Origin of the sequence: Mesorhizobium sp. B2-3-6, assembly GCF_006442305.1 — a bacterium.
GTDB lineage: Bacteria > Pseudomonadota > Alphaproteobacteria > Rhizobiales > Rhizobiaceae > Mesorhizobium.
This window is the reverse complement of sequence record NZ_VFVW01000001.1, coordinates 261758-280183: the sequence shown is the minus strand read 5'-3', so window position 1 is coordinate 280183 and position 18426 is coordinate 261758. Positions and strand designations below refer to the sequence as shown.

Annotated in this window: 24 protein-coding genes; 9 read left to right on the top strand and 15 right to left on the bottom strand. The window is 64.0% G+C overall.

The window, feature by feature from the left end:
• Nucleotides 1–170 precede the first annotated feature (170 nt).
• From FJ953_RS01300 to FJ953_RS01290, 3 genes are all read right to left on the bottom strand, one after another.
• Nucleotides 171–1604, bottom strand: a complete 1434-nt coding sequence (locus tag FJ953_RS01300) for an aldehyde dehydrogenase family protein (protein ID WP_140622849.1) — start codon at nucleotides 1602–1604, stop codon at nucleotides 171–173.
• Nucleotides 1605–1756: 152 nt separating this feature from the next.
• Nucleotides 1757–2140: an ACT domain-containing protein gene (locus FJ953_RS01295; RefSeq protein ID WP_140521395.1), complete on the bottom strand. Its 384-nt coding sequence runs from the start codon at nucleotides 2138–2140 to the stop codon at nucleotides 1757–1759.
• Between the two features lie 20 nt (nucleotides 2141–2160).
• Nucleotides 2161–2628, bottom strand: coding sequence for a GNAT family N-acetyltransferase (locus tag FJ953_RS01290; protein ID WP_140521584.1), 468 nt, complete (start codon nucleotides 2626–2628; stop codon nucleotides 2161–2163).
• Between the two features lie 415 nt (nucleotides 2629–3043).
• On the opposite strand from FJ953_RS01290, the gene FJ953_RS01285 reads away from it, so the two are divergent.
• Nucleotides 3044–4108 carry a YeiH family protein gene (locus FJ953_RS01285; protein WP_140622847.1) on the top strand — a complete coding sequence of 355 codons (1065 nt, stop codon included), beginning with the start codon at nucleotides 3044–3046 and terminating at the stop codon, nucleotides 4106–4108.
• A 50-nt stretch (nucleotides 4109–4158) separates the two neighbouring features.
• On the opposite strand, the gene FJ953_RS01280 is transcribed toward FJ953_RS01285, so the two are convergent.
• Nucleotides 4159–4656, bottom strand: coding sequence for a GAF domain-containing protein (locus FJ953_RS01280; RefSeq protein ID WP_140622845.1), 498 nt, complete (start codon nucleotides 4654–4656; stop codon nucleotides 4159–4161).
• A gap of 78 nt (nucleotides 4657–4734) precedes the next feature.
• Here FJ953_RS01280 and FJ953_RS01275 point away from each other — a divergent pair, with 78 nt between their 5' ends.
• Complete coding sequence (locus FJ953_RS01275) at nucleotides 4735–5148, top strand: NUDIX domain-containing protein (protein ID WP_140622843.1); 414 nt, start codon at nucleotides 4735–4737, stop codon at nucleotides 5146–5148.
• 17 nt (nucleotides 5149–5165) lie between these two features.
• Here the strand turns inward: FJ953_RS01275 and FJ953_RS30350 are convergent, their stop codons facing one another.
• The 3 genes from FJ953_RS30350 to FJ953_RS01265 all read right to left on the bottom strand — a co-directional run bounded on the left by FJ953_RS30350 (nucleotide 5166) and on the right by FJ953_RS01265 (nucleotide 7477).
• On the bottom strand, nucleotides 5166–5324 hold the full coding sequence (locus FJ953_RS30350) for a hypothetical protein (protein ID WP_181167223.1): 159 nt from the start codon (nucleotides 5322–5324) through the stop codon (nucleotides 5166–5168).
• Nucleotides 5325–5473: 149 nt separating this feature from the next.
• Nucleotides 5474–7102: a chaperonin GroEL gene (groL, locus tag FJ953_RS01270; protein ID WP_140622841.1), complete on the bottom strand. Its 1629-nt coding sequence runs from the start codon at nucleotides 7100–7102 to the stop codon at nucleotides 5474–5476.
• 60 nt (nucleotides 7103–7162) lie between these two features.
• Nucleotides 7163–7477: a co-chaperone GroES gene (locus tag FJ953_RS01265; RefSeq protein WP_140516246.1), complete on the bottom strand. Its 315-nt coding sequence runs from the start codon at nucleotides 7475–7477 to the stop codon at nucleotides 7163–7165.
• A 245-nt stretch (nucleotides 7478–7722) separates the two neighbouring features.
• On the opposite strand from FJ953_RS01265, the gene FJ953_RS01260 reads away from it, so the two are divergent.
• Both FJ953_RS01260 and FJ953_RS01255 read left to right on the top strand, forming a co-directional pair.
• Entirely contained in the window at nucleotides 7723–7971 is a 249-nt protein-coding gene (locus FJ953_RS01260; RefSeq protein ID WP_140499188.1) for a hypothetical protein, read from the top strand.
• Nucleotides 7968–8234, top strand: a complete 267-nt coding sequence (locus tag FJ953_RS01255) for a DUF1488 domain-containing protein (protein ID WP_140499190.1) — start codon at nucleotides 7968–7970, stop codon at nucleotides 8232–8234. The genes FJ953_RS01260 and FJ953_RS01255 overlap by 4 nt, the downstream gene beginning before the upstream one ends.
• Nucleotides 8235–8257: 23 nt before the next feature.
• On the opposite strand, the gene FJ953_RS01250 is transcribed toward FJ953_RS01255, so the two are convergent.
• Together FJ953_RS01250 and FJ953_RS01245 are read right to left on the bottom strand one after the other, a co-directional pair.
• Nucleotides 8258–8449, bottom strand: a complete 192-nt coding sequence (locus FJ953_RS01250) for a hypothetical protein (protein WP_140521391.1) — start codon at nucleotides 8447–8449, stop codon at nucleotides 8258–8260.
• 5 nt (nucleotides 8450–8454) lie between these two features.
• Entirely contained in the window at nucleotides 8455–8661 is a 207-nt protein-coding gene (locus tag FJ953_RS01245; RefSeq protein WP_140521390.1) for a hypothetical protein, read from the bottom strand.
• Nucleotides 8662–9389: 728 nt separating this feature from the next.
• Here FJ953_RS01245 and FJ953_RS01240 point away from each other — a divergent pair.
• The 5 genes from FJ953_RS01240 (at nucleotide 9390) to FJ953_RS01220 (ending at nucleotide 15912) form a co-directional block, all read left to right on the top strand.
• The gene (locus FJ953_RS01240; protein WP_140622839.1) at nucleotides 9390–10439 is read left to right on the top strand and encodes a LacI family DNA-binding transcriptional regulator; all 1050 of its coding nucleotides are present in this window, start codon (nucleotides 9390–9392) and stop codon (nucleotides 10437–10439) included.
• A 63-nt stretch (nucleotides 10440–10502) separates the two neighbouring features.
• Nucleotides 10503–11750, top strand: a complete 1248-nt coding sequence (locus FJ953_RS01235) for a sugar ABC transporter substrate-binding protein (protein WP_140516254.1) — start codon at nucleotides 10503–10505, stop codon at nucleotides 11748–11750.
• A gap of 374 nt (nucleotides 11751–12124) precedes the next feature.
• Entirely contained in the window at nucleotides 12125–13051 is a 927-nt protein-coding gene (locus tag FJ953_RS01230) for a sugar ABC transporter permease (protein ID WP_140622837.1), read from the top strand.
• Complete coding sequence (locus tag FJ953_RS01225; RefSeq protein ID WP_140521386.1) at nucleotides 13051–13908, top strand: carbohydrate ABC transporter permease; 858 nt, start codon at nucleotides 13051–13053, stop codon at nucleotides 13906–13908. The genes FJ953_RS01230 and FJ953_RS01225 overlap by 1 nt, the downstream gene beginning before the upstream one ends.
• A 21-nt stretch (nucleotides 13909–13929) precedes the next feature.
• On the top strand, nucleotides 13930–15912 hold the full coding sequence (locus FJ953_RS01220; protein ID WP_140565498.1) for a glycoside hydrolase family 127 protein: 1983 nt from the start codon (nucleotides 13930–13932) through the stop codon (nucleotides 15910–15912).
• 74 nt (nucleotides 15913–15986) lie between these two features.
• Here FJ953_RS01220 and FJ953_RS01215 read toward each other — a convergent pair whose 3' ends face one another.
• From FJ953_RS01215 to FJ953_RS01190, 6 genes are all read right to left on the bottom strand, one after another.
• The gene (locus tag FJ953_RS01215) at nucleotides 15987–16385 is read right to left on the bottom strand and encodes a DUF1801 domain-containing protein (protein ID WP_140622835.1); all 399 of its coding nucleotides are present in this window, start codon (nucleotides 16383–16385) and stop codon (nucleotides 15987–15989) included.
• Between the two features lie 96 nt (nucleotides 16386–16481).
• Nucleotides 16482–16937, bottom strand: coding sequence for a DUF1801 domain-containing protein (locus FJ953_RS01210; protein WP_140622834.1), 456 nt, complete (start codon nucleotides 16935–16937; stop codon nucleotides 16482–16484).
• Nucleotides 16938–16948: 11 nt separating this feature from the next.
• Nucleotides 16949–17173 carry a hypothetical protein gene (locus tag FJ953_RS01205; RefSeq protein ID WP_140516265.1) on the bottom strand — a complete coding sequence of 75 codons (225 nt, stop codon included), beginning with the start codon at nucleotides 17171–17173 and terminating at the stop codon, nucleotides 16949–16951.
• A gap of 34 nt (nucleotides 17174–17207) precedes the next feature.
• Complete coding sequence (locus FJ953_RS01200; RefSeq protein ID WP_140622832.1) at nucleotides 17208–17600, bottom strand: VOC family protein; 393 nt, start codon at nucleotides 17598–17600, stop codon at nucleotides 17208–17210.
• Between the two features lie 72 nt (nucleotides 17601–17672).
• Nucleotides 17673–18104 carry an SRPBCC domain-containing protein gene (locus tag FJ953_RS01195; RefSeq protein WP_140582629.1) on the bottom strand — a complete coding sequence of 144 codons (432 nt, stop codon included), beginning with the start codon at nucleotides 18102–18104 and terminating at the stop codon, nucleotides 17673–17675.
• Nucleotides 18101–18424: a metalloregulator ArsR/SmtB family transcription factor gene (locus FJ953_RS01190; RefSeq protein ID WP_140499215.1), complete on the bottom strand. Its 324-nt coding sequence runs from the start codon at nucleotides 18422–18424 to the stop codon at nucleotides 18101–18103. The genes FJ953_RS01195 and FJ953_RS01190 overlap by 4 nt, the downstream gene beginning before the upstream one ends.
• Nucleotides 18425–18426 lie beyond the last annotated feature (2 nt).

Below are 18426 nucleotides of genomic sequence, written 5' to 3'. Positions count from 1 at the left end.
TGGGGGAGAGGTGGCTCGGCGAAGCCGAGACGGAGCGGGGGAATGGCGCGGCGTGGATATGCCGTGAAAACCTCCATCGCCGCAGCCCCCTCTCCGACCGCTTCGGGGCCACCTCCCCCCGCTTTGCGGGGGCGAGGAACCCACGTTCTGTGAGGGCGGCTCTTGTCCGCCTACTCCGCCGCCTCATACCCCGCGATACCCTTGATCTCCAGAAAATCCTCCAGCCCGTATTCGGCGTATTCGCGGCCGTTGCCGGATTGCTTGTAGCCGCCGAAGGGCAGGCCGGCGTCCCATTGGGGATAGTTGATGTAGACGTTGCCGGAGCGCATGCGCGCCGCGACGTCGCGCGCCTTCTGGATATCCTTGGCCTGGATATAGGAGGCAAGGCCGTAGACGGTGTCGTTGGCCTGCTCGACCGCCTGTTCGACCGTATCATAGGGCATGATCGCCAGCACCGGCCCGAAAATCTCCTCGCGCGCGATGCGCATGTCGTGGGTGACATCGGCGAACACGGTCGGCCTGACATAGTAGCCACGGTTGAGTTCGGCCGGACGGCCGGGGCCGCCCGTGACCAGCGTGGCGCCCTCGTCGATGCCGCTCTGGATCATGTCCTGGATCTTGTCGAACTGGGCCTGGCTGACGACAGGGCCGAGCTTGGTGCCGGGAGCGTCGGCCGGACCGACCACGAACTTTTCCGCCGCCGCCTTGGCGTAGGAAGTCGCCTCGTCATGACGGTCGCGTGGCACGAACATACGGGTTGGCGCGTTGCAGGACTGGCCGCTGTTGCTGAAGCAGCCGGCGACGCCCTTGGTCACCGCGGTGGCGAGGTCGACGTCCGGGAACAGGATGTTGGCCGACTTGCCGCCAAGTTCCTGGTGCACGCGCTTGACCGTGTCGGCGGCGGCCTTGGCCACCAATATGCCGGCCCGGGTGGAGCCGGTGAACGACATCATGTCGATATCGGGATGGCTGGACAGCGCCTGGCCGACGCCGGGACCGTCGCCATTGACGAGGTTGAACACGCCCTTCGGCACGCCGGCCTCGTCGAGGATCTCGGCGAAGATGATGGCGTCGAGCGGCGCGATCTCGGAAGGTTTCAGCACCATGGTGCAACCGGCGGCAAGCGCCGGACCCACCTTGCAGGTGATCTGGTTCAGCGGCCAGTTCCATGGCGTGATCAGGCCGACGACGCCGATCGGCTCCCTGACGATCAGCGAGGAGCCCTTGACCTGCCGGAACTGGAAGCTCTTCAGCACTTCCGCCATCTTGGCCAGATGCGCGAGCCCGATGCCGACCTGGCTGTCGAGCGCCATCCGGCGCGGCGCGCCCATCTCGCGTGACACGGCGAGCGCCAGGTCCGGGCTGCGCTTCTTGTAGACCTCGATGACGCGGTTGAGGATGTCGAGCCGTTCCTCGACCGAGGTGAAGCCGAATGTGCCGAAGGCGCGCTTCGCGGCGGCCACCGCCTTGTCGACGTCGACCTTGGAACCAAGCGAAATCTGCGCGAAACTATCTTCGTTCGACGGATCGATGACATCGAGCGTGTTGGGCACGACAGGATCGACCCACGCGCCATCGATGTAGAACTGCAGATTGTGTGACATGATTTCTCCTGAGGGGCGCCCGCACAGCCGTCCGGCGTGATATCTGGCTAGAAATAACGATGCGCGACCGGCACTGTCAAACGCAACCCCCGAACTGGTGAGCGAGCCGCGAGCGGTTGAACCAGCCGGGCGGATAGCTGGAATAGAACGAGTTAAAGCAGAGTATGCCCGGCTTCGCCCAGAAGCCGTGTCGCCGCGACCCGATCGGCGGCTTTCACCAGCAGGTGATCGCCGTCGAAAGTCGACACCACGAAAATGCCCAGCTCGTTTTCCGACAGCGGCCTGATGACCGACAACACGATGCCGGTTTCGTCGAAGGCGAAAGGTCCTTGGAGCTTGAAGGCGACCCACTCGTCATCCCGCTTGACGCCATCTGGAACGCGATCCTGCAGACAGACGATCGAAAGTTCATCCTCGGTTCTGGTAATGCTGACGAAGCCTGGCCCGTCCGCCCAACCGGGAATGCTCGCTCCAGGCTCGAGCCGCGAAATCGCGTACAGCCCGGGCAGTTGCTTCAGCCTGATTTTGGCAGCCATTGTCGAACTCCGATTGCGGTCTATCCAGCGAGCCTCTTGCTCATATAAACAGACGTACCGTTCATGAACGGCTCCTCCCGGTCGATCCTATAGCCGTGCCTCTTGTAAAGCGACACATTGGCCGCGAAGGCGCCATTGGTCAGCAGGCGAAGTTCGTTGCGGCCCGCTTCGGCCGCCTTGCGTTCAGCCCGCTCCAGCAACAGCCGGCCGATCCCCCTTCCCTGCGCATGCGGTGCCACGCAGACATTCTCGATCCAGACATGATCATCGGCTGGCATGGTTTCGATCGCGCCGACGATTTCGCCCTGCTCGGTCGCAAGGTCGAACTCATGCTCTGCAACCGCTATGTCGTAGTCGGCGCGCATGGGCAGCGGTTCGCGGCCGATCAGCGGCACCCATTTGGCATAGGCCAAGCGCACGATGTCCCGGATGGCTGCGGCGTCCGCCGGCCCGGCCTGCCGGAACTGGATGGAAGGATTGATGCTCATCGAGGGCTCCAGACATGAACAGCCCGCCGACGGTTGCGCGGGCGGGGCTGGGAAGAACGAACCGGAATTAACGGGCCACTCCTCGTCGTCGCGCAATCATGCCGCCTCGCAGTGTACAGGTTCGGCGTCGCATGACATTGGCGCGGGGAAGAACGAACATGGCGCCAAGCTGGCGCAGCATGAGTGGCCCGTCAAGCCAATGCCAAGCCATCTTCTGGCGGTGCCAGGCCTCTTTGCCGCGCTGCGTCACCAGCCGCAATTAGTTGCATGCCGATACCGGCCTTGGCCTGCACCGGCATTTTGGTCCGCAAGCCGGAAACCGTCCTGAAAAATCGATCATTCTAACGAAAATAATTCATTGGAAAGATTAGTTGGGGAATGGCATTCCCCGGGCGAAGTCGCCTGGAGCATGACGTTGTCTTCCTTATCCCACATTGCGAACGATATTCCAAAAAGCCTGATTTCCGCCGAACCCGCGCAGCGCCGCAAGGCGCTCGACTCGACCAAGGCCGGACCCGTGCCCGGTATGATATTGGTCGCGATGATCACTGCGGTGGCCTTCTCGGCCCACAACGTCTCCGGCTTTGCCCTGTTCAGCCCGATGATAATAGCCGTCGTCGCCGGCATGATCTACTCCAACGTGCTCGGCACGCCGGCGCACGCCAAGGCCGGCATCGCGTTTTCGCAGCGCCGGCTGCTGCGCTTCGCCATCGTGCTGCTCGGTTTCCAGCTGACGCTCGGCCAGGTGGTGTCGATCGGCGCCGGAGGTGTCGGCATCGTGGCAGCCACCCTTGGCGCCACCTTCGTCTTCACCATCACACTCGGCCGGCTGATCGGCGTCGACGCGAAACTGGCGCAGCTGATCGCCGCCGGCACCTCGATCTGCGGTGCCTCGGCAATCGTGGCCACCAACATCGTCACCGACGCGCGCGACGAGGACGTCACCTACGCCGTCGCCTCGATCACCTTGTTCGGCACCGTCGCCATGCTCGGCTTCCCGCTGCTGGCGCCGCTGCTCGGCCTCGACCAGCATGCTTTCGGCCTGTGGGCGGGCGCCTCGATCCATGAGGTGGCGCAGGTCATCGGCGCCGGCTTCCAGAACGGCACCCAATCGGGCGAGATCGCCACCGTCGCCAAGCTCACCCGCGTCGCCATGCTGGCGCCGATGGTCATCGCGCTGGGCCTGATGGCGCGCCGCAAGAGCAGCAGCGACCAGCAGGCGGCGCGCCCGCCCATGCCATGGTTCGTCGCCGCCTTCGTCGCCGTCGTGGCTCTGAACAGCCTTGTCGCGATACCCGCCGAAGTGAAATCGGCGATGGCGCTCGCCACCACCATCATGCTGACCATGGGGCTGGCCGCCATGGGCCTGCAGGCCGATATCTCGCAGCTGCGCTCGCGCGGCCTGCGCCCGCTGGCGCTCGCCTTCTCGGCCTTCCTATTCATCGGCGGCTTCAGTCTGATGCTGGTGAAGTTGGCCTAGGCCCCAAAGGTAGCGCTCTACGGCGCCCCTTCTGTCCGGCAGGAAAGCGCCTAATCCTCGAACGAACTCCCCGCCACATAGATCGCGGCCAGTGTTTCGATGCCGGCCTGGTCCGCCTTGTCGAAGCGGCCGGGCAGCGGGCTGTCGAGATCGAGCACGCCGAAGACGCCTTCATCGTCTTCGAGAAGCACGACCAGTTCCGAACGCGAATCGGCGTCGCAGGCGATGTGGCCGGGGAAATCGTGCACGTCCTTGATAAGCATCGAGGTGCCGAGTTCGACCGCCGTGCCGCATACGCCCTTGCCTACGGCAATGCGCACGCAGGCCGGCTTGCCCTGGAACGGACCCAGCACCAATTCCTCGTCCGAGGCCAGGAAATAGAAGCCCGCCCAGTTGAGATCGGGCACCATCTGGAAGATCAGCGCCGCGGTGTTGGCGGCATTGGCGATCGAGTCGCCCTCGCCCTCGAGCAGCGCCTTCAGTTGCGCGGCAAGATCGCGGTAGAACGCGGCCTTGTCCGAAGTGTCGATGGCTTTGGCTGCGAACATGGCTTGTCTCCGAACTGAGAATCGCGGTTCCGTTTTCCGCAGGCGCTCTGCACCAAACGACCACCGGAACAGTCTACCGTGAATCCTACCCGCCACGAAAGCCGCAAGATCAGGATCGCTGCCGGCGTCATCGCGGATGCGTCGGGCCGGCTGCTTTTGGTGCGCAAGCGCGGCACCAGCGCCTTCATGCAGCCCGGCGGCAAGATCGAGCCGCGCGAGGCCCCGCTCGACACCCTGGTGCGCGAACTGCGCGAGGAACTCGGATTGGCGGTCGACCCCGCCACCACCTCCTGGCTCGGCCTGTTCTCGGCCACGGCCGCCAACGAGCCGGACAGCACGGTCGAGGCGGAATTGTTCGCGCTCTCCATCGACGGCCAGCCGATAGCCGCCGCCGAGATCGAGGAGATCATCTGGCTGGAGCCCGGCTCGACCAATTCCGTCGAACTTGCGCCGCTGACGCGCGATGTGGTGCTGAGGTTGAGCGGAATGTAGCGGCGGCGGCGCCGCTATTACATCGGACGCTTGGGGTCGCCCTTTTGTGGCGTTGCCGGGTCGGGCTCGGATTTCTTGTGCTTGTCGGCGGCAATCCTGCGGATGCGGTCGAAGCGGCTTTCCTCTGTCGTTTCGGTCGTGACGACCGTCTGTGGCTTCTGCACGAACACGATCATGGATCGATCTCCTGGGCCAGAGGCCTGCGCGCCGGGGGAGAATCCCCCGGCGATAGTCGTCTCGCCTGCGGCAAAGGCCGGTTCGGCGAGATACGGATCAGGCCTGAAAGACGGCTTTTATGAAACCACCTTCGCGAGCCGGCCGAATCCTAGTAGCCGCCCATGCCGCCACCGCCGCCCGCAGGCGCGGCATCCTTGGCCGGAATGTCCGAGATCATCGCTTCGGCGGTGATCAAAAGCGCGGCGATCGAGCCGGCATCCTGCAACGCGGTGCGCACCACTTTCGCCGGATCGACGATGCCCGCCTTGATCATGTCGACATACGCCTCGTTCTGGGCATCGAAACCCTGGTTGTGATCCTTGCTGTCGGAGAGCTTGCCGACGACAACGGAGCCTTCAACGCCCGAATTCTCGGCGATCTGGCGGAGCGGCGCTTCGAGTGCCCTGAGCACGATCGAGATGCCAGCGGTGACATCGGCGTTGGCGCCGCCCAGGCCGGCAAGCGCCGTCCTGGCACGCAGCAGGGCCACGCCGCCGCCCGGCACGATGCCTTCCTCGACCGCCGCGCGCGTGGCGTTCAGCGCGTCGTCGATGCGATCCTTCTTTTCCTTGACTTCCGACTCTGTGGCGCCGCCGACGCGGATGACGGCCACCCCGCCGGAGAGCTTGGCCAGCCGCTCCTGCAGCTTCTCCTTGTCATAGTCGGAGGTGGTTTCCTCGATCTGGCCCTTGATCTGGGCGACACGCGCCTGAATGGTCGCCTTGGTGCCGGCGCCGTCGATGATCGTAGTGGTGTCCTTTTCGATCAGCACGCGCTTGGCGCGGCCGAGCATCTCGATGGTGACGTTCTCCAGCTTGATGCCGAGATCCTCGGAGATCATCTGGCCGGATGTGAGCACCGCGATGTCTTCCAGCATCGCCTTGCGGCGGTCGCCGAAGCCCGGCGCCTTGACGGCCGCGACCTTGAGGCCGCCGCGCAGCTTGTTGACGACCAGCGTCGCCAGAGCCTCGCCTTCGACGTCCTCGGAGATGATCAGCAGCGGCCTGCCGCTCTGCACCACCGTTTCGAGGATCGGCAGCATTGCCTGCAGATTGCCGAGCTTCTTCTCGTGGATGAGAATATAGGGCTCTTCCAGCTCCGCGCGCATCTTGTCGGCATTGGTGACGAAATAGGGCGAGAGATAGCCGCGGTCGAACTGCATGCCTTCGACGACGTCGAGTTCGGTGTTCGCGGTCTTGGCTTCCTCGACGGTGATGACGCCGTCATTTCCGACCTTGTCCATCGCCTTGGCGATCATCTCGCCGACGCTGGCATCGCCATTGGCGGCGATTGTGCCGACCTGCGCGATCTCGGCCGACGATTTGACCTTCTTGGCCTTCGCCTTGATTTCCACGACGACGGCCGCGACGGCCTGGTCGATGCCGCGCTTGAGGTCCATCGGGTTCATGCCGGCGGCAACCAGCTTGGCGCCTTCGCGCAGGATCGAGGCGGCCAGCACCGTGGCAGTGGTGGTGCCGTCGCCGGCGAGGTCGTTGGTCTTCGAGGCCACTTCGCGCACCATCTGCGCGCCCATGTTCTCGAACTTGTCGGCAAGCTCGATTTCCTTGGCGACGGTGACGCCGTCCTTGGTGATGCGCGGCGCCCCATAGGCCTTGTCGATGATGACGTTGCGGCCCTTGGGGCCGAGCGTGACCTTGACCGCATTGGTGAGGATCTCGACGCCGCGCAGCATACGGTCGCGCGCATCGGTGGAGAATTTGATTTCCTTGGCAGACATGATTTTATCCAGTTCGCATTTGGAGTGGAGCCGTCACCGCGCAGAGGCGCGGCGCTTCAGTCAGGCGGCCTTCTTGGCTTCGACGCTCTTTTCGATAACGCCCATGATGTCGGCTTCCTTCATGATCAGAAGATCCTCGCCGTCGATCTTGACCTCCGTGCCCGACCATTTGCCGAACAGGATCAAGTCGCCGGCCTTGACGTCGAGCGGAACAAGTGCGCCGTTTTCGTCGCGGGCGCCGGGACCAACCGCGATCACTTCGCCTTCCTGCGGCTTTTCCTTGGCATTGTCGGGAATGATGATGCCGCCCTTGGATTTGATATCGCCTTCGGCGCGCCGGATGACGACGCGGTCGTGGAGTGGCCGAAATTTCATGAGAACTTCTTTCTGGGGCCGGCATAGGCGGCCGCCCCCTTCTATAGGCTCTTTGGCACTCGATAGATAGGAGTGCCAAAATTTATTCCGAGCGGATATTGAATAATCATAGTATTATTTCGGCGCCCGGTTTCATCGGGTCGGAAAACGACCAAATATTTCAAAAATTTGAATTTTCCCGGCAGAGTGCCTATTTATCGGACAAGTTCATTTTCACGATTTCAGACGCAAGGGAGATTTCCTCGATGGCCGACGGCAACCAGACGATCATGGAAAAAGCTGAAGCGCGCTTTGTCGACAAGCAGAAGAAGACGGCGGAGCGCAACAAGGCAACCGCCGAATATATGTCCGAAGCGAGGGCCAGGGAGATCAAGACGGCAAGGCTGAGGCAATTGCGGCTGGCCAAGGAAGAAGCCGACCGCGTGGCCGAGGCCCTGAACCCGACGCCGAAGAAGAAACGCGCGGTGAAGAAAACGACGGAGGCAAAATCATGAGCCTGACCTTCCCCAACCGCAGCCGCAGCTACGACGAGGCCGGCAAGCGCATCCGGTTCGTCGGCTATGACGGCATGTTCCAGATTTCCTTCTCGGTCGCCGCCGATGCCATGACGAGGATGCAGCCGGCGACGGCAGCCAATGAAGCCGGCTATCTCGCCACCTTCGACACCGAGAGCAGTGTCATCCGCGACGTAGCGTCAAAGGCCTATGACCGCACGCGCAAGAGCATGTATGTGCTGACGGCCGACGACTTCCGCTGAGACGACAGGCGGACGGCGCTGGATCAGGATTTACGCTCCGCCTTCTCCCGGCGCTTGACGTCCCGGACATTCATCTGATCGACCATGGCGTTGGCGTCGCGCGGGCTCATGCCGACCATCGCCCTTTGCCTGACGACGACGGGCTGGCCGGTGAAGACGTCGATGATGGCCCAGCTTTGGGGCAAGTCCATGCGCAGTGCGTAGCGGTTGGCCATTTGCCTCAGCCCTGCAACATGAAGAAGACCATGCCCAGGACCGATATCGTCCAGGCGACGACCGACAGCTTCAACACCATGCCGCCATGGGCGGCCAGCGCCTCCCGCAGCCGCGGGGCGATACCTGCCGACGGGACCGGTTCCACCGTAACGGCACGGGGTCCCTTGGCGCCAAGTTTTCCAAAGACGGGCAACAGCGACGGTTCACGCACGAAAATGGCCTCGAATGTCGGGGAAAGTCGGAGCGGGCAAGCTCTTGCCCTTCCATAGCACTCTTTTGGCGAGTGCCCTGCATGCCAAATGCAAATAGGCTGCTTTAACGCCGGCCGCATGCCACGTGACCCCGATCGTCAGATGCTGAAAGCGCGCAAGTCGGCTGGGTAGCAGTCTTCTTGCCGGCACATCAGCGTCACAACGAAGACGAGGACCTGTCCGGCCCAGGTCGCAAATGCAAGCTGGCAAGACCCATCGCCCTTGATGATCCGACGCAGGCTCTACGTCATATGATTTTTTGGAGGCCTCGCCTCGGGATCGAACCGAGGCTTCAGAGATTTGCCGTCTCCAGCGTAGCCGCTCCGCCACGAGGCCATGACTAGCGAACTAACCGATAATATTTGCGCAAGCGTTAAGACCGAAGAGTCGTTTGTAGACATGTCGCCGATTGCTGCTTTGGCCGGCTCGCGCCGTGGGCAGCACTGACGGCTCCCGATCAGGAATTCGCCTGATGAACTCGCCGGGCGCCGAGCCCGTGAGCCCGCCCTCCGGCGGCCACTTCGCACCACCGGAGGACCAGCCACTTTTCCTCTTGAACAGCCTCTGGATCTGGCCTAGTTTGGGTTGAGAAAAGGTTTTTCCAAACATTTCCGAGCGGGCTCGGCCATTGGCCGGGTCATTCCGGCCTGTAAGAGAAAACCTTTTCCCAATCGGGATTTTCGCCGCAATGGCATTGGACGATCAGCCAGCCTTTCCCAAGCCCGTCACCTTGCGTGACGTGGCAGCCGAGGCTGGCGTCAGCGTCGCCACCGCCTCGAAGGCGCTCAACGACCAGGGCCGCATGACCGCCGAGACCCGCGAGCGCATCCGCGAGACCGCGCAGCGCCTCGGCTTCCGGCCCAACAGCCTGGCACAGAGCCTGCTGCGGCGACGCTCCTTCACCGTTGGCCTGCTCACCAACGATACCTATGGCCGCTTCTCGCTGCCGCTGATGTCGGGCATTTCCGACGCGCTGGTCGACGCCGGCGTTTCGGTGTTCCTGTGCAATGTCGAGGAGGATCCGCGTCTCGGCCAGCTCCATGTCGAGGCCATGCTCGACAAGCGCGTCGACGGCATCATCGCCACCGGCAAGCGCATCGACCGTCTTCTGCCGGTCGATCTGTCCAATCTGCGCATTCCGGTGATCTATGCCTTCACCCAGCCCGATCCCGACGCCGTCGCCTTCGTCTCCGACGACGCTGGCGGCGCGCGGCTGGCAGTGGAGCATTTCTGTCGGCTCGGCCGCAGGCGCATCGCCCATGTCTCGGGACCGGCGAGCTTTGCCGTGGTGCACGCCAGGGCGCAGGCCTATCGCGATGTTCTGACCGAGAACGGCCTGTCGGTCACCGAGCCGCTGCTCGGCTCGTGGTCGGAGGCCTGGGGACACGAAGCCGTGGCGAGGCTGTTCGACGGCGCGGCCGACGACGCAAGCGAAAGACCGGACGCCGTCTTCTGCGGCAACGACCAGATCGCGCGCGGCGTCATCGATGCCTTGCGCGAACGCGGTCTCGACGTGCCCGGCGATGTCGGCGTCATCGGTTTCGACAATTGGGAGATCGTGGCCGAAGCGACGCGCCCGCCGCTGACCTCGGTCGACATGAACCTGGCTGCGCTCGGCCGCGAAGCGGGGCTGACCTTGCTTTCCCTGGTCGGCGGCAAGCCCGCCGCGCCAGGCATCCGGAAACTGCCGTGCCGGCTGGTGGTGCGTCAGTCCTGCGGCCGCCTGCCGGACGGCTGAAGAACCAAACGCCGCAATCGGCGGCAAGCCGCGCGTCGCGGCCAAAACGTGGAGGAGGAGAATATGAGGACTTTGATTGCCAGGCTGGCCTTGACGGCCGCCGTATTCGGCTGCGGGCTGCAATTTGCCGCCGCCGAGACCGCCAACATCTGGGTGCGCGCCGACGGCTCGAACTTCATGCCGCGCATCGTCGATGCCTACAACAAGGGCCACACCAACCAGATCAAGCTCGACATCATCCCCAACGCCGAGATCATTCCGAAATACGGTGCTGCCGCCGCCGGCGGCACGGCGCCCGACGCGCTGTCGCTCGACCTGATCTACACGCCCTCCTTTGCTGCCGCCGGCCAGTTGGAGGACATCACCGACTGGGCCAAGTCGCTCCCCTATTTCGCCAGCCTGTCGCCGGCTCATGTGAAGACCGGCACCTACAAGGACCGCATCTACGGCCTGCCCTTCTCCGCCGACGCCTCGGTGCTGATCTGGAACAAGAAGCTGTTCAAGCAGGCCGGCCTCGACCCCGAAAAGGGCCCAGCCAATTGGGCCGAGATCGAAGCCGACGCCGAAAAAGTCAACGCGCTCGGCGGCAACATCAAGGGCTTCTACTTCTCCGGCAATTGCGGCGGCTGCAACATCTTCACCTTCACGCCGCTGGTCTGGGCCTCGGGCGGCGACATCCTCTCGCAGGACGGCTCCAAGGCGACGCTGGACAGCCCGCAGCTGCGCGGCGCCATCGATCTCTATCGTTCGATGGTCAAGAAGGGCCTGGTGCCGGAAGGCGCCCAGACCGACACCGGCGCCAATTTCTTCGCCGCCTTCGCCGGCGGCAACATCGGCATCTCGCCTTCGGGCGCCTTCGCCATCGGCGCGCTCAACACCCAGTATCCCGACATCGACTACGGCATCACCTTCCTGCCGGGCAAGGATGGCGGCTGGTCGTCCTTTGCCGGCGGCGACAATTTCGTCGTCACCAAGGGCACCAAGAAGATCGATGTGGTGAAGGAGTTCCTCGACTTCGCCTATTCGCTGGAGGGCCAGACGATCCTGGCCAAATATGGCAGCCTGCCGGTGCGCGGCGACATCGCCAAGGACGCGCTGAAAGACCTCGACCCGCGCTACCAGGTCGCAGCCGAGGCCATGGCCAAGGGCAAGACGCCCTATTCGGTGGTGTTCAACGACCTGATCAACTCCGCCAACGGCCCGTGGACGCAGATGGTCAACGAGGTGTTCTTCGGCGACGACGTCGACGGCGCCATCGCCAATGCGCAGGAGACCATGCAGTCGATCATAGACCAGGCGCCGCAGAAATAGGCGCCTGCCGGCCGCCCGCCTGTCTCCCTGAGCGGGTGGCCGGATACTGTTTGGTTCAGATACAGGGCTATCGCGTTGAGAAGACTCACTAGCATCGACAGCTTGGGACCTAGCGCACTTCGCCTCCCCTTCTCCCCTTGTGGGGTGAGAAGCGGTCCGCGCAGCGGAAGAAAAGCCAACTGCTTGGCTTTTCGAGCTTCGAACGCCCTGAGCCTGCGAAGGGCCGGGTGGTGGCCGATCCACTCTGCCGGGTCCCCGCTGCTTCGCAGCGTCCCGGTGTTCGCCGGCCTTTCATCGTGCCACTGGCACGATGAATTCGCCTCCGGCGAACCGGCCGCTCACCCCACAAGGGGAGAAGGAAAAGCGGGCCAGCCATGACCACCATCACAGCAACCACCGCCCCGCCCCGCCCCCGAAAACTCGTCGGTGCCGGTCGCCGGCAATGGATCGGTCTCATCTACGTCGCGCCGGCCGTGGCGCTGGTCATGGTGTTCTTCGTCATCCCGCTCGGCATGACGGCGTGGATGTCGCTGCACAACTGGCCCCTGATGGGCGGGCACTCCTTCATCGGCCTCGACAATTACGTCGCGATCCTGCGCGACACCAGGTTCTGGAATGCGCTGAAATTCACCGGCTATTACACGGTGATCGTCACCATCGCGATCTTCGCCGTCGCCTTTCCGCTGGCCATCTTCATCGAACGGCCGCGCCCGCTGACCAATCTCTACCGCACCGCCTTCTTCATGCCGGCGGTGGTCGGTTTCGCCTCGGCGAGCCTGCTCTGGTCATGGCTGCTCAACGTCGATTCCGGCCTGTTCAGCCCGGCCGCCTACAACCTCGGCCTGATCGACAGGAAATTCAATCTTCTGGCCACCTTCCAGCCGGCCTTCTGGTCGATCATCGCGATGGTGGTGTGGAAGGTCGCCGGCTTCACCATGATCATCCTGATGACCGGCCTGCAATCGATCCCGCAGGATTTGCAGGAAGCGGCCGTCATCGACGGCGCCGGCCCGTTCGCAAGATTCCGGGCCATTACCTTGCCGCTGATGCGCCGCACCCTGGCGCTGGCCCTGATCCTGTCGGTGGCCGGCTCGGTCCTCGCCTTCGACCAGTTCTACATCATCCTGCGCGGCGGCCCGCGCAACCAGACGCTGACGGCGGTGTACTGGATTTTCAACCAGTCCTTCGTGTCGTTCAAGCTCGGCTATGGCGCGGCGCTCTCCATGGTGCTGCTGGTGATCCTGGTGGCGCTCAGCCTCGTGCAGCTCTGGCTGCTGAGGAAGCCCGAGGGCCTCGACTGATGGCGCAGGCAATGTCCGCTCAAGGCAAGCTCGCCGCCAGCGTCGTCAGGCACTCCACCGGCATCGTCGCCTCGGTGCTGTTCGTGGCGCCGATCGTGTGGGCCGCGCTGTCGGCCTTCAAGCCGGCGCAGGAGGCGCGGCAGCCGCCGCTGCCGCCCTGGCCGACGACAGGCTTCTCGCTGGAGAACTACGCCACGCTCAACACGTTCGGCGACGGGCTCTGGGTCTCGGCGCAGAACAGCATCTACGTCTCTGTCATGACGGTGCTGGTCTCGGTCGTCGTCTCCGTGCTCGCCGGCTACGGTTTCTCGCGTTTCCGATTTCCGCTCAAGGACCTGTTCTTCGTCCTCATCCTGTCGACGATCATGATCCCGTTCCAGTCGATCCTGACGCCGATCTTCCTGGTGCTCACCAAGCTTGGCCTGCACAACACGCTGACCGGGCTGGTCGGCGTCTATGTGACGCTGCAACTGCCGTTCTCGATCTTCATGATGCGCAACGCCTTCGACGCGGTGCCGCGCGAGATCGAGGAGGCCGCGCGCATGGACGGCGCCGGAAACGCCACCATGCTGTTGAAGGTGATGCTGCCGCTGGTCTGGCCGGGCGTCGTCACCATCGCGCTGTTCGCCTTTCTCGGCGCCTGGAACGAGTTCCTCGCCGCTTTGGTGCTGATGACCGACCAGTCCAAATTCACGCTGCCGGTGATGATGACCGCACTCCAGTCCGGCCGCTTCGGCGCCATCGACTGGGGCGCGGTGCAGGCGGGCGTCACCGTGATGATGGTGCCGTGCCTGATCCTGTTCCTGGCTTTGCAGCGCTTCTACATCCGCGGCCTGATGGCCGGGGCCGTCAAGTGATCGATCGAATGGAGTAAGTTCATGACCGCATCGTCTTCTGCCAGGCCTGCCAGCGCCTCCAGGCCCAAACTCGCCTTCCGGCCGCTACCGGTACCGCAGGTCGACGTGCACGGCTTCTGGGGCGACCGTGCCGATGCCGTCGCCGCGCGCACCGCCGATATCCTCTACGACCGCTGCGTCGAGGCGGGCATGCTGGAGCAGATCGATCCGGACCGGCCCTCGCCCGGCGTCGTCATCCCGTTCCATTCCCCTTCGCCCGACGAGGCGGCTTCCCCCGGCTTCACCGGCTCGACGGTGACGACGCAGATGTTCTGGGACTCCGACTGGGGCAAGACGATCGAGACGGCGGCCTATTCGCTCTACCGCGCCAAGAACCCGGAGCTGGAGAAGAAGATCGACGCCGTCATCGACCTCTACGAAAAGCTGCAGCAGCCGGACGGCTATCTCTCGAGCTGGTACCAGCGCATCCAGCCCGGCCTGCGCTGGACCAATCTGCGCGATTGCCACGAGCTCTATTGCGCCGGCCACCTGATCGAGGGCGCCGTCGCCTATTACCAGGCGACCGGCAAGCGCAAGCTGCTCGACGTCATGTGCCGCTATGCCGACCATATCGCCTCGGTGCTCGGGCCCGAGCCGGGCAAGAAGAAGGGCTATTGCGGCCATGAGGAGATCGAGCTGGCGCTGGTGAAGCTGGCGCGGGTGACTGGCGAGAACAAATACATGGAGCTGGCGAAATACTTCATCGACCAGCGCGGCCAGCAACCGCATTATTTCGACGAGGAGGCGCGCGCCCGCGGCACCGATCCCAAGGCCTATCATTTCAAGACCTATGAATACAGCCAGTCGCACATTCCGGTGCGCGAGCAGGACAAGGTCGTCGGTCATGCGGTCAGGGCGATGTATCTCTATTCCGGCATGGCCGACATCGCCACCGAATATGGCGACGACAGCTTGCGGGTGGCGCTCGACCGGCTGTGGGACGATCTCACCAGCAAGAACCTCTACATCACCGGCGGGCTCGGGCCGTCGGCGCACAATGAGGGCTTTACCAGCGATTTCGACCTGCCCAATGAGAGCGCCTACGCCGAGACCTGTGCCGCCGTCGGCCTGGTGTTCTGGGCCAGCCGCATGCTCGGCATGGGGCCGAACGCCCGCTACGCCGATATCATGGAGCGGGCGCTCTACAACGGCTCGATCTCGGGCCTGTCGCTCGACGGCTCGCTGTTCTTCTACGAAAACCCGCTGGAAAGCCGGGGCCGGCACAACAGATGGAAATGGCACCGCTGCCCGTGCTGCCCGCCCAATATCGGGCGCATGGTGGCCTCCATCGGCAGCTATTTCTACAGCCTGGCGGACGACGCGCTTGCCGTCCATCTCTATGGCGATTCCACCGCTCGTTTCGACATAGCGGGCGTGCCGGTGGCACTGACGCAGGCGAGCCGCTACCCCTGGGACGGCGCGGTCGCCATCACCATCGAGCCGCAGGCGCCGGTCGCGTTCACCCTGCATCTGCGCGTGCCGGCATGGAGCGCTGGCGCGGCGCTCAAGGTCAATGGCGAGACGGTGAAGCTCGAGGACGTCACCAGCGATGGCTACGCGGCGATCCGGCGCACATGGAAGAAGGGCGATAGCGTCCGCCTCGATCTCGAAATGCCGATCGAACGGCTCTACGCCAACCCGCAGGTGCGCCAGGACGCCGGCCGCGTCGCGCTGTCGCGTGGCCCGCTGATCTACTGCGTCGAGGCGACCGACAATGACGGCAGCCTGCACCGCATCGCATTGCCGCGCACCGCAAGCATCGAGGCGCATGACGAGCCGGACCTGCTGGGCGGCGTGGTGGCGCTTTCGACCACAGCGCTGGCCGACACCGATGAGGGCTGGCAAAACGGGCTTTACCGCACCGACCCGCCCGCTGCCAGACAGACGCGGCTGACCGCCATCCCCTATTTCGCCTGGGACAACCGCGAGCCCGGCGAGATGCTGGTATGGCTGAGGGACGGGTGAGGTCAGGAGGGCGCGAAGGAGCGCGACAGGCTTCGTTCTGCCCGCCGCGTTCTTCGGTGCCAGTTACACGGAGCCTATCGCCGGGCCCTTGACTTGTTCAGAGCGACGGCGGCGTGGATAAGCGCCTTGAACGCTTCCTCGTCGACCTCCTCGCCCTCTTGGAAATCGATGGCGCGCCTAGTGTTTCCTTCCAGGCTGGAGTTGAACAGGCGCGACGGATCGGGCAGCGCCGCACCCTTGGCAAAGGTCAGCTTGACGACGTTCTTGTAGGTCTCGCCGGTGCAGATCATTCCGGCATGCTCCCACACCGGGACCCCGCGCCATTTCCACTCCTCGACGATCTCGGGGTCGGCCTGCCGGATCAGGCCGCGCAGCCGGCTCAGCATCTCGCCGCGCCAGTCGCCGAGTTCCTCGATCCTGCCGTCTATGAGCTGCGAAGGAGACCTGCCTTCTGGCGACCCGCTCTTCGTCATGTCCGTTCTCCTTCAGCCTTGAGGGCGATCACCGCCCGTCCGCCCGATCATAGGCGCTCTGTTGCGCGCGGCAAATCCGGGCCCGGCGCGCAAATCTCACATCCGTTCGCCGGGCAATCGGCTCGCCTGTTTCACCCACTCGGTGAACTGGGCCTCGTCGAACTGGTCGTCCTCATGAATGTCAAGGTAACGCGTGTCCTTGCTTTTGGACTGGCCAGGCGGCACCGGGTCCAGCGACATGCCGCGGAAGAAGGCTACCTTTATGTATTTCGTGAAGCAATGAAAGCTGAGGAACCAGCCCTCGCCTTCCACGCCATAGAAGGGCGAGTTCCATTTGACGGCCTTGCGCACATCAGGCACGGCACGCTCGATGAGCGCGTCGAGGCGGCCGCCGGCCTCGCTCTTCCAGCCCGGCATGGCCGCGATATAGGCCTGGACGGGCGCGTTGCCTTCGCCCTTGGCGATCTGCGGATTGCCGCCAGAAAGCAGGACCGGACCGGCGGTTGCAGGCCTGGCGGCGCCTTTGGCTGATTGCCCCTGCCTCTTCGCCATCCATCCCGTCCTTACTGGCTCGCGCGCTGCCGCCCGTCAAGCCGCTTGGCGGCGTATGGCAGCACGAACATGTAGAGGCCGCTGAACAGCAGCAGGAACAGCGGCAGCAGCGGCGAATAGACCACCCAGGCGGGCGGCTGCCCCAAGCCCATGGCGACGAAGTTGGCGAGGACGGTCCCCGTGAAAATGATCGACAGCCAGCGATGCGTTTGCCGGACCCATTTGTTCCAATCCATGCTATCTCCTCCTGGAAAATGAACGAAACGCCGCTTACCAGCGCGCCAGCTGCGTGATCTGGATGAGGTTGCCGCAGCTGTCGTTGAGCTGCGCTATGGTCGAGCCGGTCACTTCGGTCGGCGCCATGGCGAAGGCCGCGCCCCGCGCCTTGATGCGCTCGTGATCGGCCTTGATGTCGTCGGTGAAGAGCATCAGCGCCGGCTGGCCCTGCTTGAACAAGGCCTGCTGGTAGGCCTTGTTCGCCGGGTTGTCGTTCAGCGCAAGCTGCAGCTCGGTTCCCTCAGGCTCGTCCGGCGAAGCCACGGTCAGCCAGCGAAACGGACCGTTGCTGAAATCGGCCTTCTTGGTGAAGCCCAACACGTCGGTGTAGAAGGCAAGTGCCTTCTCCTGGTCGTCCACATAGACGCGGGTCAATTTGATCTTCATCGCATATCCTCCATAGGTTCGTTTGCTCCGGGCTGCCCTCGAACAGTCTTGCTATGACCGTGCCGACCGACCTCAGTCCGTCCGTGCCAGGAGCTCTTCCAGCTTCTCCAGGAATTTCGGCCATCCCATCTTGGCGCCGCCGTAGGCCCGCCTCTGCTCGGGCCGGAAACCGGACTGCTCCATGCGCAGATGGGTCCCGGCGGGCGTCGGGGTGAGCGTGAAGGTCACCACGCTCCTGAGATCGAAGGCCGGGTCCTGGTGCGCGAGGTTCCAGGTGTAGGACAGCGTCTTGTGCGGCTCGACGGCAAGCACCTCGCAATCCAGCACGCCGCCCCAGGCGGTGCTGAGGTTGAAGCGATGGCCCACGACCGGATTTAAATCGTTCTTCATCAGCCACTCCTCAATCAGATGCGGTTGCGTCAGTGCGCGCCAGAGTTTTTCCGGCGGATGCGAAATCTGCCGCTCGACGACGACAGTGCGGGTGTCGGCGGCAGTGTCGTTCACTGGTCCATCCTTTTGAGCAGATCCTCGAGATCGTCGAACCGGCTTTCCCAGAACCCGGCCATCTCACGCGTCCAGTCCATCAGCGGCGCCAGCGCGCCGAGCTGCGCGCTGTAATGCGTCTGGCGGCCTTCATGGCGGTCGCGCACCAGCCCGGCCTGCTTCAGCACGCCCAGATGCTTCGACACGGCCGGCTGCGAGACCCCCGACTGGATCGTCAGCGCTCCCACCGTCTGCTCTCCCTGGCGGCACAGCCGTTCGAAGATGGCGCGCCGCGTCGGGTCGGCGAGCGTCCTGAAGAGCGCATCATGAGCATCCGGCATTT

Excerpts from the sequence above, each read along its gene's own strand:
- FJ953_RS01300 (WP_140622849.1), bottom strand. The coding sequence starts at position 1,604 with ATGTCACACAATCTGCAGTTCTACATCGATGGCGCGTGGGTCGATCCT.
- FJ953_RS01295 (WP_140521395.1), bottom strand. The coding sequence starts at position 2,140 with ATGGCTGCCAAAATCAGGCTGAAGCAACTGCCCGGGCTGTACGCGATT.
- FJ953_RS01290 (WP_140521584.1), bottom strand. The coding sequence starts at position 2,628 with ATGAGCATCAATCCTTCCATCCAGTTCCGGCAGGCCGGGCCGGCGGAC.
- FJ953_RS01280 (WP_140622845.1), bottom strand. The coding sequence starts at position 4,656 with ATGTTCGCAGCCAAAGCCATCGACACTTCGGACAAGGCCGCGTTCTAC.
- FJ953_RS30350 (WP_181167223.1), bottom strand. The coding sequence starts at position 5,324 with ATGATCGTGTTCGTGCAGAAGCCACAGACGGTCGTCACGACCGAAACG.
- groL (WP_140622841.1), bottom strand. The coding sequence starts at position 7,102 with ATGTCTGCCAAGGAAATCAAATTCTCCACCGATGCGCGCGACCGTATG.
- FJ953_RS01265 (WP_140516246.1), bottom strand. The coding sequence starts at position 7,477 with ATGAAATTTCGGCCACTCCACGACCGCGTCGTCATCCGGCGCGCCGAA.
- FJ953_RS01260 (WP_140499188.1), top strand. The coding sequence starts at position 7,723 with ATGGCCGACGGCAACCAGACGATCATGGAAAAAGCTGAAGCGCGCTTT.
- FJ953_RS01255 (WP_140499190.1), top strand. The coding sequence starts at position 7,968 with ATGAGCCTGACCTTCCCCAACCGCAGCCGCAGCTACGACGAGGCCGGC.
- FJ953_RS01250 (WP_140521391.1), bottom strand. The coding sequence starts at position 8,449 with ATGGCCAACCGCTACGCACTGCGCATGGACTTGCCCCAAAGCTGGGCC.
- FJ953_RS01240 (WP_140622839.1), top strand. The coding sequence starts at position 9,390 with ATGGCATTGGACGATCAGCCAGCCTTTCCCAAGCCCGTCACCTTGCGT.
- FJ953_RS01235 (WP_140516254.1), top strand. The coding sequence starts at position 10,503 with ATGAGGACTTTGATTGCCAGGCTGGCCTTGACGGCCGCCGTATTCGGC.
- FJ953_RS01230 (WP_140622837.1), top strand. The coding sequence starts at position 12,125 with ATGACCACCATCACAGCAACCACCGCCCCGCCCCGCCCCCGAAAACTC.
- FJ953_RS01225 (WP_140521386.1), top strand. The coding sequence starts at position 13,051 with ATGGCGCAGGCAATGTCCGCTCAAGGCAAGCTCGCCGCCAGCGTCGTC.
- FJ953_RS01220 (WP_140565498.1), top strand. The coding sequence starts at position 13,930 with ATGACCGCATCGTCTTCTGCCAGGCCTGCCAGCGCCTCCAGGCCCAAA.
- FJ953_RS01215 (WP_140622835.1), bottom strand. The coding sequence starts at position 16,385 with ATGACGAAGAGCGGGTCGCCAGAAGGCAGGTCTCCTTCGCAGCTCATA.
- FJ953_RS01210 (WP_140622834.1), bottom strand. The coding sequence starts at position 16,937 with ATGGCGAAGAGGCAGGGGCAATCAGCCAAAGGCGCCGCCAGGCCTGCA.
- FJ953_RS01205 (WP_140516265.1), bottom strand. The coding sequence starts at position 17,173 with ATGGATTGGAACAAATGGGTCCGGCAAACGCATCGCTGGCTGTCGATC.
- FJ953_RS01200 (WP_140622832.1), bottom strand. The coding sequence starts at position 17,600 with ATGAAGATCAAATTGACCCGCGTCTATGTGGACGACCAGGAGAAGGCA.
- FJ953_RS01190 (WP_140499215.1), bottom strand. The coding sequence starts at position 18,424 with ATGCCGGATGCTCATGATGCGCTCTTCAGGACGCTCGCCGACCCGACG.